This is a genomic window from Streptomyces sp. NPDC091282, assembly GCF_044757385.1.
Taxonomy (GTDB): Bacteria; Actinomycetota; Actinomycetes; order Streptomycetales; family Streptomycetaceae; genus Streptomyces; species Streptomyces gramineus.
Genome location: NZ_JBIVUX010000002.1, coordinates 843,400 through 856,192 on the forward strand (window position 1 = coordinate 843,400; position 12,793 = coordinate 856,192).

12 protein-coding genes are annotated in these 12,793 nt (G+C 72.6%); 4 read left to right on the forward strand and 8 right to left on the reverse strand.

The genetic code is table 11. The features are described 5' to 3' along the window. Window positions 1-58 precede the first annotated feature (58 nt). Genes ACIQOE_RS10870 through ACIQOE_RS10885 form a run of 4 tightly spaced genes read right to left on the reverse strand, consistent with a single transcriptional unit; the run spans window position 59 to window position 4,794 of the window. The gene (locus ACIQOE_RS10870) at window positions 59-736 is read right to left on the reverse strand and encodes an FHA domain-containing protein (RefSeq protein WP_401410964.1); all 678 of its coding nucleotides are present in this window, start codon (window positions 734-736) and stop codon (window positions 59-61) included. Further along, window positions 724-1,440, reverse strand: a complete 717-nt coding sequence (locus ACIQOE_RS10875; RefSeq protein WP_401410967.1) for a 4Fe-4S single cluster domain-containing protein — start codon at window positions 1,438-1,440, stop codon at window positions 724-726. The genes ACIQOE_RS10870 and ACIQOE_RS10875 overlap by 13 nt, the downstream gene beginning before the upstream one ends. Continuing rightward, window positions 1,431-3,533 (reverse strand): AAA family ATPase, encoded by a 2,103-nt coding sequence (locus tag ACIQOE_RS10880; protein ID WP_401410970.1) that lies wholly within the window; start codon window positions 3,531-3,533, stop codon window positions 1,431-1,433. The genes ACIQOE_RS10875 and ACIQOE_RS10880 overlap by 10 nt, the downstream gene beginning before the upstream one ends. Next, entirely contained in the window at window positions 3,523-4,794 is a 1,272-nt protein-coding gene (locus ACIQOE_RS10885) for a hypothetical protein (protein WP_401410972.1), read from the reverse strand. Before ACIQOE_RS10885 ends, ACIQOE_RS10880 begins: the two co-directional genes overlap by 11 nt. A gap of 137 nt (window positions 4,795-4,931) precedes the next feature. Between ACIQOE_RS10885 and ACIQOE_RS10890 the strand changes: the two genes are divergently transcribed. Then, window positions 4,932-5,633: a DUF3168 domain-containing protein gene (locus ACIQOE_RS10890; RefSeq protein WP_401410974.1), complete on the forward strand. Its 702-nt coding sequence runs from the start codon at window positions 4,932-4,934 to the stop codon at window positions 5,631-5,633. A 4-nt stretch (window positions 5,634-5,637) separates the two neighbouring features. Next, a complete protein-coding gene (locus ACIQOE_RS10895) occupies window positions 5,638-6,324 on the forward strand; it encodes an RES family NAD+ phosphorylase (RefSeq protein WP_351315325.1) in 687 nt (228 codons plus the stop codon). A gap of 36 nt (window positions 6,325-6,360) precedes the next feature. Here ACIQOE_RS10895 and ACIQOE_RS10900 read toward each other — a convergent pair whose 3' ends face one another. Further along, window positions 6,361-8,058, reverse strand: a complete 1,698-nt coding sequence (locus ACIQOE_RS10900) for an LCP family protein (RefSeq protein WP_401410976.1) — start codon at window positions 8,056-8,058, stop codon at window positions 6,361-6,363. A 236-nt stretch (window positions 8,059-8,294) separates the two neighbouring features. Next, entirely contained in the window at window positions 8,295-8,657 is a 363-nt protein-coding gene (locus ACIQOE_RS10905; RefSeq protein WP_351315332.1) for a metalloregulator ArsR/SmtB family transcription factor, read from the reverse strand. A 235-nt stretch (window positions 8,658-8,892) separates the two neighbouring features. Between ACIQOE_RS10905 and ACIQOE_RS10910 the strand changes: the two genes are divergently transcribed. Then, window positions 8,893-9,171, forward strand: coding sequence for a GlsB/YeaQ/YmgE family stress response membrane protein (locus ACIQOE_RS10910; protein WP_365557874.1), 279 nt, complete (start codon window positions 8,893-8,895; stop codon window positions 9,169-9,171). Between the two features lie 237 nt (window positions 9,172-9,408). Then, entirely contained in the window at window positions 9,409-10,086 is a 678-nt protein-coding gene (locus ACIQOE_RS10915) for a hypothetical protein (protein WP_351315338.1), read from the forward strand. Between the two features lie 27 nt (window positions 10,087-10,113). Here the strand turns inward: ACIQOE_RS10915 and ACIQOE_RS10920 are convergent, their stop codons facing one another. After that, the gene (locus ACIQOE_RS10920; RefSeq protein WP_401410979.1) at window positions 10,114-11,640 is read right to left on the reverse strand and encodes an NCS1 family nucleobase:cation symporter-1; all 1,527 of its coding nucleotides are present in this window, start codon (window positions 11,638-11,640) and stop codon (window positions 10,114-10,116) included. Window positions 11,641-11,773: 133 nt separating this feature from the next. Further along, complete coding sequence (locus tag ACIQOE_RS10925; RefSeq protein WP_351315344.1) at window positions 11,774-12,793, reverse strand: TIGR03842 family LLM class F420-dependent oxidoreductase; 1,020 nt, start codon at window positions 12,791-12,793, stop codon at window positions 11,774-11,776.

The window sequence follows — 12,793 nt, forward strand, 5'->3', positions numbered from 1 at the left end:
GCGGGCGTCGTACGGATGGCGGCGGTGCGGGGGGTGCGTTGGCGACGGCCGGATCACGTCATCGCGGCGCGCCAAACTCGTCCAGTTCCACGAGGGGCACGTCCACGTCCTCGGCCAGCCGCAGGCGGTGGCCGCCCGGCCAGAGCTGGACGGGCCCGGTGACGGGCTGCTCGTCGACGTACGTGCCGTTGACCGAGCCCAGGTCGGTGACGTAGAGCCGGCCCGCGCGCCAGGTCAGCTCGGCGTGCAGGCGGGAGAGCTGGTCGAGGGCGGCCAGATCGGTCACATGGGCGCAGTCGGCGGCGTCCCGCCCCAGCCGGGTGGGCTCCTGGCCCTCCGTGCGTACGAGGACGAGGGCGCCGGCGAGCACGAGGGCGAGGCAGGGGGCGGCGGGCGGCGGTGACTGCAGCCGGGTGGGGGGTGCGGTGGTCCCCTCGCGAGGCTCGCGGGGCTCGCGGGGGTGCGGCCGGTCCGCCGGCCGGGCGGTGCGACCGCCGGGGCGGGCGGCGGGCGCCTCGGGCCGGACGTCCGCGTCACCGTTCGCGCCCGTGCCGGGAGGCGGGCCGGAGCCGTCCGGCGCGTCCTCTCGCGGCGCGTCGTCCGGTTCCGCGGTCACGTAGACCCGTTCGGGAACGAGCCGTTCCCACCGGTGGACCGTGCAGAAGCCGCGCCGGTCCGAGGACGGGCACTCGTCCGGGGTCACCGGGCAGCGGTAGCGGGTGGTCACGGTCGCCATGTGTTCTCCCGGAAGGTCACCCCTCGTGCGGACAGGTCGCGCTCCAGGGCGCTGAGTTCACCGGGCCGCGGCACGCCGATGATGTGCACGGCCCGGCCGGTGACCCGGATCTGGAGTTCCGGCCGGTCGGCCGTACGGTGCAGATGGGGGCCGTACCGGCGGGTGCCGAGCGACGTGCGCGCGGTCAGGCGCTGGTTGGCGGAGCCGCGCCACACCAGTGCGGTCGGTTCGCCGGCCCGGTACCGTCCGGTGATGACGGCGTCCGCACGGTCGAGCACCGCCGTGGCCTCGGGCGAGGCGGCGATCTCGGCGTCCTCCCAGCCGGTGTAGACGAGCAGGTCGGCGTCGGCCCGGCCCGCGGCGACGCGTACCCGGTCGGCCACGTCGAGCAACGCGGCCAGGGCGGCCGGCTGTTCCAGCGGTTCGCCGCCGCTGACGGTCAGTCCGTCGTAGCCCTCGGCCAGGCCCTGCCGCCACAGCGCCGCCAGCCGTGCCACACCGACGTCGTGGCCGCCGCGCGGGTCCCAGGTGTGCCGGGACATGCAGCCGGCACAGGCGAGCGGGCAGCCCTGCACCCACACGCCGAGGCGCCGGCCGGGCCCGAGCGCGGTCACGGGTCCGAGCACCTGGGACACGCGCAGCACGGGGCCCGGCGGGTCCGGCACGAGCCGCGCCGCCGGGCGGCCGCCGTCGTTCACCGCCATCGCCGCACCGTCAGCGTGTAGGCCTCGTCCTGTCCGTCCACCGCTTCGATCTCGATGTGCTCGCCCGGCCGGGCGGGCTGGTGGAACAGTTCCCTGGAGAGCGGGTTGACCAGGGCGGACTCCACGGCGGTCACCACTCCGCGGCCGCCGTGATCGAGGCGGCGGGTGGCTTCGACACGCAGGACCTCCCAGGGCTCGTCGCGGATCGTCAGCTCGGCGCCGTGCACCTCCTTGACCCGGCCGGCCACCGACCCGAGGGCCTTGTTGAGGATCGGCGCCACCGAGTCGGGCTGGATGAAGTCCATGGCCACGAAGCTGTCGCCGAACCGGTTGCGCAGTTCGGGCCGGCCGATGTGGTCGTTGAAGAAGGTGTCGAAGGCCGCGCGCAACGCCTCGCGCACGTCCTCGGGCCGGTCGTGCCGGCTGAGCCGGGGCTGCCGCGCCGCCGCCTCGGCCTCCGGGTCGGCCTCGCCCTGTTCGCTGCCGGCCCCGCGCCGGTTCCTGGGCCGCATCACCTCGGCCGACACCCCGAGGTTCGAGGTGAAGATCAGCACGCACTCGGTGAAGTGGACGGTGGCGCCCTGTCCGTCGGTCAGCCGCCCGTCCTCCAGGATCTGCAGGAACAGGTCGAACAGCCGCGGGTGGGCCTTGTCGATCTCGTCGAAGAGCAGCACGCTCATCGGCGACGCCCGTACCGCGTTGGTCAGTTCACCGCCCGCGCTGTGCCCGACGAATCCGGGCGGGGCCCCGATCAGCCGGTCCCTGGCATGCTCCTCGGCGAACTCGCTCATGTCGAAGCGGATCGGGCGGGCGTCCTCGCCGAGGATCATCTTCGCGACGCCCTTGGCGAGTTCGGTCTTGCCGACCCCGGTCGGCCCGGACAGGAAGAGCGTGCCGCGGGGCCTGCTGGGCGAGCTGGAGGACTGGGCGCCGGTCAGTCCGGCGGCCGAGCGCATGAAGATCTCGATGGTCCGCCGCACGGCGTGCGGCTGGCCGATGACCGCCGCGTTGAGATAGTCCTCGCCGTTGATGATGTTCTCCCGGACGGCCTGGGTGGCCCAGGGGTTGTCCAGGACGCCGACCCGGTACAGCCGGGCGGCCTCGTCGAGGCGGCTGAGCGGCAGTCCCCGGTCGGCGGCCATCCGGCCCACCGCCAGGATCTCCCCGACCCCCATGCCGTACGAGGAACGGGCCAGTGCCTCGGTCGCCTGCCGCTGTTCGTCCTCCGTCGCGGGCAGGGCCTCACCGGTGTCGCCGTCCTCGTCCGGCGGGCGGTTCGCCAGGCGTTCGACCACGAACCGGCCGGCCGCGTGCCGCTGGTCGTGCGGCGGTTCGGGCACCGTGATGACGCGTAACGCCCGGCTGCCGATGGCGAATTCGAGCGGCAGGTCCTCCTGCTTCTCGACCACCCAGAAGACCGTGTTGTACGGCGTCACGTCCCCGGTGCCGCGCACCGGGCGGGCGGTGTGGCCCAGTTCCTCGGCGGCGGCGAGCAGGCGGGCCGCCTCACCGGCCACCGGGCCGCGGGGCGAGCCGAGCCGGGCGGTGTAGGGGATGATCAGGCCGATCGCGGGGCCCGTGTGCTGGACGGTGCCGATCATGATCTCCCGGAAGCGGGCGATGCCGGCCTCGATGTCGCCGTCGTCGGCGTCGTCCCGGTCCGCGTCGGCACCGTCGCGTGCGGCACCGTCGCGTGTCGCACCGTCGCGTGCGGCGCGTTCACGGTCGGCGCGGGCGTCCTCCTCGGCCATGCGGCGCAGGGCGGGCGGCAGGGCGAACGGGTCGCCGGTCAGCCGCCAGGCGACCACCCGGTCGTCGACCATGCTCTGCCGGGCCAGGGCGCCGTAGCCGCGGCTGCGGCAGACCGACTCGATGACCTCCTCCAGGGTGAACGGCGTGGGAGGACGGCCCGGTTCGGGCGCGGCGACCCGGCCCTCGTCGTCCTCGGCCAGCAGGAAGACGTCCCGTACGTTGCCGGTGAGGAGGATCTGCGGGTACACGGTGAGCGCCATGTCCAGCTCGCGGATCCAGGCCGGGGCGAGGACGGCCGGCGCCCGGTCCTTGCGGAAGGCCTCCGTGGTGTCAGCGCTCACGCTGCCGCTCCTGTCCGTACGTGGTGGACCGCGCGGGCCTGGTGCGCCGCGTCCGGCGCCGCTCCGGCCGCTCACCCTGCTCCGGCTGTTCCGCGGCCTCGCCCCCGTCCTCGTCCTCGCCGGTACGGTCGTGGGCGAGGCCGGTGTCGGGCCAGGATCCGTCGGGCACCACGGCCGTGGGCCGTACTCCCGGCGGCAGCGCCGACGTCCGCGCCAGGCCGACGCCGTGGGCGCGCACCGCCTCCTCGATGCCGGGCAACTGCTCGTCGCAGAACCAGCGCTGGACCTCGCGGTCGGTCTCCGGGTCCGCCTCCTCCTCGGCGACCAGCACGGTGCTGAGGCCGGGCCGGTCGGCGGCGAGCGCCAGCCGCAGCCCGTAGCCGTCGGCCTCGCCGAAGGGCACGACGACGCTGCCGTTCTCCGCCAGCAGGTCGGCGAAGTCCTCGCCCACCGCGTAGTCGCGCTCGCGCAGCACCCGCATCAGGGTGTCCGCGACCATCGACCGGTGCCGGGCGGTGTCCGCGCGGGCCACGGCCAGGTCGACCTCGCCCTCCAGACGGGACGGGTCGGGCGCCTCGCGCACGGCTTCCGCCAGCCGCTCCCGCTCGGCGGGTCCGGCGTCGTCGAGACGGTCGAGCAGGCGGGCCCGCAGCGCCTCGTCGCGGAGCGCGTCGCGCTGCCGCTGGGTCGATCGGTGCACGAGCACGCCGAGGTCGTGCAGGAGCAGCCGGGCCTCCTCGGCGGTGCGGGCCCGGCGCAGGGCGTCCAGGCGGCGGGCGAAGACGGGCAGGTCGGCGGGCTCGCAGGACGGGCCGTCGCGGGTGAGGAGCGCCTCCGCCTCGACCAGCGCGGCGGCCCTGACCTGCTCGGTGCGGTCGGTCCTGCGGGCGGCGGGAGCCGTCCCGGGCCGGGCGTCGCGGGCGGGGGCCGCCGCCGGGCCGCCGTCGTCCCGCGCGTGCTTCCCGGTGTCCGGGAGCGACCACACGCCGGCGGCCGCGCGGGCGAGTTCGGCCTCCGCGCGTGCGTTGACGGCCTGGGCCGACGCCAGCGCGGCGGCGAGTTCGGACGAGTCGGCGGAGCCGGGCACGCTGACGACGTGCACGTCGACCTTGGCCGTCCCGTAGGCGCGGCGCAGGGACTTGGCCTGACCGCGAAGGTTGCGCGAGCGGCTGATCTCCTGCGCCAGTCGGGCGCGCAGGTCCCGCCGCCGTTCCGCCTCGACGTCGACGTAGGTCCACTCGTATGCCGCGGAGTTGCTCACTGACCCTCCCCCAGGGCCGCCATGTCACAGGGTGCAATGATGCATCACCGACCGTCCCCGTGGCTCCTGTTCGGCGATCTCGGCGCCGTCTTCTCCGTGCGCTGTTACGGTGCCTGGCGGAGAGGGGGGTGGTGGGCTTGTCGTTCCTGACGGACGCGGTGGAGGCGATCCGGGCCAACTGGGACGAGCTGTACGGGCTGCTGGACGTTCCCGCGCGCCGTGAGGTGCGCGAGATCCTGGCGGAGGCGGAGGCGGATCCCGAGACGGCGGCGGCCGAACTGCACGCCCTCGTCAAGCCGTTCGTGCCTCCAGGTCATCCGCTGCGCGCCCTGCTGACCCCGTCCGGCGTGCGCTTCGGTCCGGCGATCGAGCCGCCGGCGACGGAGCGGCCGGCGCTCCTGGCGGCACTGCTCCCGCTGCGGACGGACGACGCGCCCCGGGCGCCCGGACCCGAGGCGCCGCCCGCCGGCGCACCGGCGCCCGCGGCCGCCTCCGTGTACCGTCCCGACCAGGACGACGCCTGGCTCCTCGCCGAACCCTCGGTCGACCTCCCCGCCCAGGTCCTCGTGACGGACGGGTTCCGTCACCTGATCAGGCTCACCGACGGCCAGGACACCGCGCGCGTCCCGGCGTTCCAGCTGGACCCGGTGACCGGCGCTCCGTACCCGGTGGTCGTGGAGATCAACAGGATGCTGTCGGCCGACGAGGACCCGTGGGGCGCCGCGGACTGGTGGCTGGGCTCGAACGTGTGGCTGAACGCAGCGCCCGCCAGGCTGCTGGGCACCGGGGCGGACGACGCCCTGCTGTCCGCGGCCCGGGCCGAGACCCCGGAGTGGTGAGCACGTGCCCGACCAGATGATCCCCGGCCCGGCCGTCCGCGCCACCCCGCACCGCCATGTGCTGCCCGCCGGTACCGAGCTGTGGCGGGTGCACAGCGAACGCCGTGACGCCACCGAGTTCAAGCCCGTTCCTGCCGACCTGCACTGGGGCGGCGGCCGGTTCTGCCACATCAGGGACGAGCTGAGCCCCGAGCGGCTCCCCTACCTGTACGCGGGCCTGTCCCCGCTGACCGCGCTGTGCGAGACCCTGGCCCGTGACCTGCGTGTGCGCCCGGACGGGCGGCGGCGCATCACGCAGCCGAGGGTCCGGGGCATGCGGCTGTCGAAGGTGGTCGCGGCGGTCGACCTGCCGCTGGTCGACCTGACGGACAACGCCCGCCTCGCGGCGGTCCGCCAGGACATCTGGCTGGTGCAGGCGGAGGCACCGGCCTATCCGCGCACCCGGCGCTGGGGCTCGTGGATCCGCGGCCAGGCCGACTGGGCGGTGGGCCTGCGCTGGCCCTCGCGCCAGGACTCGGGCCTGCTCTCCGGCGAGGCGTGCGCCCTGTACGAACCGGAGAGCGGCCCCGCCCTGCTCAAGCCGTCGTCGCAGCCCGCGGTGGAGCTGGACAGCCCGGCCGGACGCGACTACGTGAACGGCCTGCTCGCCCCGCTGCGCATACGCGTCGAGCATCCCAGGAAGCGGGCGTGACCCCACCCGGTCGTGGCGCCACGCCCGCCCCGGTCTCTAGTCGTCCGAGTCGGGCTTGCCCTTCGCCGCCGCGTACGCCTGGGCCGGTGTCATCGGTACCCCGTTGAGGCTGACCGTCTTGTAGGGGCTGACCTTGGCGCAGGTCTTGGAGTCGTCGGCGGTGGAGGCGTTGGCGTTGGAGACGGCGGCCTTGGTGTCGCCGGACTTGGCCGGGTAGCTGGTGCCGGTGGTCCAGTCGCCGCCGATGACCAGGGTCACGCCGGTACCGGAGCCCTGCTTGACGTGCGAGGAGGGCACGTCCAGCGCCTTGGCGACGGTCTGCGCCTCGGCCTTGTCGCCGCTGCCGTAGTTCACCGTGGTCGTGGACGCGGAGCTCGGCGCGTTGGCCGTGGTGGTGCCGCTGCTGAAGCCCTGCGAGATCAGCGAGCTCGCGATCGCGGAGGCGCGGCCGGTGATGTCGGTGCCGTTCTCGACGGTCACGGCGATCTGGGCGGCGGGGACGGTCGCGGTGGGCTTCGGCTTCTCGGTGGCACCGGCGGCCGAGGACTTCTTGCCCGAGCTGGTGGTCAGCGACTGGTCGTTGGCCATGGTCGCGAACAGGTCCTTGGCACCGGCGCCCACCACCACGCGGTTGCTGTTGTTCGGGTCCGGGGCGGTCTGCATGGTCGTGAAGGTCATCCGCTTGGTGGGGACCTTGTTCACGTCGGCCGCGAGCGAGATCAGCTTCTTGACGCTGCCGAGGCCGTCGTCGACGGTGAGCGCCTTGGTGGCGGCGTCGGCGAGCTTGTAGACCGCGGTGGGGTCGGTGAGGGTGCCCGCGCTCTTGAAGTTGCGCATCATCGCGCTGAGGAAGATGTGCTGGGAGACGGTACGGCCGAGGTCGCTGCCGTCGCCGAAGCCGTGCCGGGAGCGGACGAACTCCAGCGCGGCCTCGCCCTTGAGGGTGTGGGCGCCCTTGGACAGCTTGAGGTGCGAGTAGGTGTCGTACACGTCGGAACTGACGCAGACGCCGACGCCGCCGACCGCGTCGGACATCTTGACCACGCCCGAGAAGTCGAGCTTGACGAAGTGGTCGATGGTGATGCCGGTGAGCTGGTGGACGGTGTCCACCTGGCAGGCGGGACCGTACTCCAGGGCGCTGTTGACCTGGCCGTAGTAGCCGGACGTGGACTGGCCGCTCTTCGTGTCCTTGCAGGCCGGCACGTTGACCATGGTGTCGCGGGGGATGCTCATCACCGTGGCGTTGGAGCGGTCCGCGGATATGTGGACGACCATCTCGACGTCCGCGTTGCCGTTGCCGGTCTGCACCCCGGTGGTGCGGCAGCCGCCGCCGAGCTTGCAGTCCGCGGAGCTGGTCCGGCCGTCCGATCCGATCACCAGGATGTTGATCGGGGTCCGGCCGAACGCGTCGGCCTTCTCGGTGCCGCCCTTGCCGTCGAGGGAGACGCTGTTGATGTTGCCGTTCAGGTGCTCGTAGAACCACCAGCCGGCGCCCGCCGTGACCAGGACGAGGGCGGCGGTGATCAGCCCGAGGGCCTTCAGCACCCGTCGGCCGCGGCTCGTCGGCCTGGCCCGCCGGGTCCCTCTGCCGCCGCGGGATCTGGCCGCCTGCCGGGCCGCGGCCCGGCCGCCGGTCGGGCGCGTCCCGTCGGGCAGCGCTCCGCGCTGGCCGGGCACCCGGTCGGTGCGGCTCCGCGTGGCCTGCCCCCCCGGGCCGTCCCACGGGTCGGTCATGTTCCACTCCCATGAACGGGTTGGGCCCGCGACAGTAGGGTCGTCCCGTACGCGGCGGTGTACGGGCAGGCGCGAGGTGGGCCCACTTGGGTTGCGTGATTGCGCAATCTAACAAACCCACGGCCCGAGCAGCACAGCTCCCGCTCGATTTCACAGGTGAGTGATCTCATGGAAACGCCCGGGAACCTTTGCGGAACCGCGGCAGCGCAGGCGCCGTCCGTGCCGCCCGGCCGTTCTCAGACCCCGGCCTCGCGCAGGGGCCGCAGCGGAACCGGGACGTGGTACGAGCGGGCGGTCAGCTGTCCGACGGCCACGCGTACGACGGTCACGATGTCCGGGTCGTCCACGTAGTAGATCTGCCGGCGGCCTTCCCTGCGGGACCGCACCAGGCCGGCGAGCTTGAGCTTGGCGAGGTGCTGGCTGACCGCGGGCAGGGCGCCGCCGACCCGGTCGGCGAGGCGCGTGACGTCGCTCTCGCCCTGGGACAGGGCCCACACGAGGTGCAGCCTGGCGGGCGAGGCGAGCAGCCCGAACACCGCGGCCGCCTCGGTCAGCACCCCGTCGGAGGGGTCCGTGACACCGCCGATGTCCTCCGCCACAGCCCGCTCCCTCCCTCACCGTCGTCGCACAGAAGTGCACTCAGTGTAGGCGTGCGGTCACCGGCGCCCGCACGCCCTCCCCGGAATGTCCGCCACGTGTTCTCCGCATTGTCATGAGCGGGTGACAGATCATCGACGGCTCGGCGTCGGACTCCCCGGACGGCCTCCGCCGTTCCTAAGCTTGCGCAACAAGGCAATCGAACCGGGCACCGCCCGTACCGGGAGGACAACGAACGTGGGCATCATCAGCTGGATCGTCCTGGGCCTCCTCGCCGGAGCCATCGCCAAGGTCCTGCTGCCCGGCCGTGACCCGGGCGGCCTGATCGGCACCACCCTCATCGGCATCGCGGGCGCCTTCGTCGGCGGCTGGCTGTCGGCCCGCTTCCTCGACCGGCCGGTGGAGAAGCAGTTCTTCGACCTCTACACCTGGGGTGCCGCGATCGCGGGCTCCCTGGTCCTCCTCATCGCCTACCGGCTGCTGTTCGGCAACTCGCGCGACCGGGCCGGGCGGTGACTCCGGTCACCTTCGCGGGCCGGAGCCAGTCACGACATTACGGAAGTACGCGGACCGCGGGCGCACGACATTCCGGATGTAGGGGGACGGGCCCGCGGCCCGTGTCAACCGGGCGCGGGCGCCCGCCGCGCAGGCAAGGCGCCGATTCCACTTCCACCCCGCGGGCAGCCATGTGACACTGGCGTCCCGTCCGCAGTGTGGACACCTCGGCACACCGTCCCCCACGAGAAGTGCGACTTGCGTTCTCTACCACTGCCTCTGGCCCTCACCGCGCGCCTGACGCCGGTCGCCGTGCTCGCCTGTGCGGGCTGGGCGATGGCGTCGGGTCCGGACACGACGCCCACCGCCTCCGGCGACACCTCGTCCCGGCAGACCGCCGGCGAGTCCACGAGCGACGCCCCGTCGTCCGCCGCGACGTCGACGGCGGCCGCCAAGACGTACGACGGCGCGCCCGCGCCCTGCGCCAGCATCCCCGTCGCCACCGTCAAGTCGCTGGTGCCGGGCGCGAAGACGGCCGGCAAGGAGATCCCCTCCACCGACACCAAGCTGCGCCGCACCTGCTCCTGGAACGCCCTCAAGGGGTACGACTACCGCTGGCTCGACGTCTCCTTCGAGATCATGGACACGGACGCGGCGGCGGCGAAGGAGTACAAGGAACGCGTCGCGGAGAAGAGCGGCGGCGGAGCCGTGCCGGGGCTCGGCGACGGCGGCTACTCGGTGGTCAACCTCACCACCGAGGACAAGCAGCAGACCCGTGAGGGCGTGGTGATGGCCCAGGTCTCCAACGCGCTGGTGGTCGTCACCTACAACGGCAGCGACTTCGAGAACAAGAAGGCGCCGGACACGGACGAGATCAACAAGGGTGCCATCAAGGCGGCGAAGAGCGCGGTGGCCGCGCTCAAGGGCGGCCAGTAGCGTCGTGCCACCGGCCGCCCTCCGCGTTCACGCCGCTTCGGCGGCGCGTCCGGTCAGCTTCGTCAGACCGACGTAGAGCACCAGGGACGTGCCCAGGCCGACGGCCCAGCCGTAGTCGGCGAGCGAGGACAGCGCCGGGATCGGGCGGCCGTCGATCAGCGGTTCGAAGCTGGCGCCGCCGACGGCGAGCACACCGCCGACGAGGAAGGCGAGGACGGCCCGCCAGTTCCAGCCTCCGTCGTACCAGTAGCGGCCGCCCGTGCGGTACAGGTCGGCCAGGTCGAGACGGGTGCGGCGCAGCAGCCAGTAGTCGGCGATGAGGATGCCGGCGACCGTGCCGAGCAGACCGCCGACCAGGCCGAGCCAGGTGAAGATGTAGCCCTGCGGGTCGGAGTACAGCTTCCACGGGAAGATCAGGACCGCGAGCACCGAGGTGATCAGCGCGCCGGTACGGAAACTGATCTTCCGGGGCGCGATGTTGGAGAAGTCGAACGCCGGCGACACCAGGTTGGCCGCGATGTTCACGGACAGGGTCGCGACCAGGACGGTGACCAGGGCGTAGAGCAGCCCGACCACGTTGTCCGTCTTGGCGGCCAGCTGGACCGGGTCCCAGACCGGCTCGCCGTACACGGCCTGGGAACCGGAGGTCACCAGGACCGACAGGAACGCGAACAGCGTCATCGTCGTCGGCAGGCCGAGCGCCTGGCCCCGGGTCTGCGCCTTCTGGCTCCTGCCGTACCGGGTGAAGTCGGGGATGTTCAGGCTCAGGGTGGACCAGAAGCCGATCATGCCCATCAGCGAGGGCCAGAAGATCTTCCAGAAGTCGCCGCCCCAGCCGAGCTTGGAGGGCTGGTCGAAGAGCGGGCCGAGACCGCCGGCCTTGTCGCTCATCCAGATCAGCATGACCACCGCGCCGACGATCACGAAGGGCGCGGCCCAGTTCTCGAAGCGGCGGATGGTCTCCATGCCCCGGTAGATGATGGCGACCTGGAGCACCCAGAAGAGCGCGAACGACAGCCACATGGTCCAGGCGTAGCCGCCGATGTGCGAGGCGTTCGCCCAGCTGTCGCCGATGAGCTTGCCGGCCAGGAAGTAGATGGCCTCGCCGCCGATCCAGGTCTGGATGCCGAACCAGCCGCAGGCCACCAACGCCCGTACGACGGCGGGCAGGTTGGCGCCGCGGACGCCGAAGGAGGCGCGGGCGAAGACCGGGAAGGGGATGCCGTACTTCGGTCCGGCGTGCCCGGTGAGGAGCATCGGCACGAGGACGATCAGGTTGGCCAGGGCGATGGTGAACACGGCCTGTTTCCAGTCCATGCCGACCGCGATCAGCCCGGAGGCCAGGGTCCAGGACGCCGTGTTGTGGGCCATGCCGACCCAGAGCGCGGAGAAGTTGTAGGTGGTCCAGGTGCGCTTCTCGACAGGGACGGGCAGCAGGTCCGCGTTGGCGTAGGGACCGGCCGGCGGCGGGGAGCCCGGAGCGAGCTCGACGCGTCCGTCGGAGGAGGTGACGGAGCCGGACGGCGGTATGGCCGTGGGAGCGGTGTCGGTCATGGGCAGGCCAATCGCAGGGAGACGGGACGGAAGACAGGCCGTGCGGGCGGGGCGAGGGGGGTACGCGTGTGGGGTGCGCCCTGACCCCCTTCCCGGGACGGCGGGAAGGGGGAGACCAACTGCCAGGAAAGAGCTAGCCGTTGACGGCCGGGATCACCTTGCTCCCGTAGGCGTCGATGGTGGCTTCCTGCGCGTCGTGCATGTCGTAGACGGCGAACTGGTCGACGCCCAGCTCGCGCAGTGCGTTCAGCTTCTCGATGTGCTTCTCGGGCGGTCCGACGATGCAGAACCGGTCGACGATCTCGTCGGGGACGAACTCGGTGTCGGGGTTGCCGCTGCGGCCGTGGTGCGCGTAGTCGTACGCCTGCCGGGACTTGATGTAGTCGGTGAGTTCGTCGGGTACGGCGGCGGAGTGCTCGCCGTACTTGGCCACGAGGTCGGCGACGTGGTTGCCGACCATGCCGCCGAACCAGCGGCACTGCTCGCGGGCGTGCGCCAGCGCCTCGGGCGAGTCGTCTGCGGTGACGTACGCCGGGGCGGCGACGCAGATCCTGACCTCGGACGGGTCGCGTCCGGCGGCCGCCGCCGCGTCCTTCACCGCCTTGACCATGTATTCGGTGAGGTAGAGGTCGGCGAGCTGGAGGATGAAGCCGTCCGCCTCCTCGCCGGTCATCTTCAGCGCCTTCGGGCCGTACGCGGCCATCCAGACCGGGAGTTCGGCGCCGGGCCTGATCCACGGGAAGCGGATCACCGTGCCGCCCAGATCGGCCTCCTCGCCGCGGCCCAGGGCCCGGATGACCTTCATGGCCTCGCTGATCCGGGCGAGGGTGTTGGGCTTGCGTCCGGCCACCCGCATCGCGGAGTCGCCGCGGCCGATGCCGCAGACCGTGCGGTTGCCGAACATGTCGTTGAGGGTGGCGAAGGTGGAGGCGGTGACCTCCCAGGTGCGGGTGCCCGGGTTGGTGACCATCGGGCCGACCGTCAGCTTCGAGGTGTTGGCGAGGATCTGGCTGTAGATCACGAACGGCTCCTGCCAGAGCACGGCGGAGTCGAAGGTCCAGCCGTACGAGAACCCGTTGCGTTCCGCCCGCTTCATCAGGCTGATGACACGGGAGGCCGGCGGGTCGGTCTGCAGGACGAGTCCGAAGTCCAT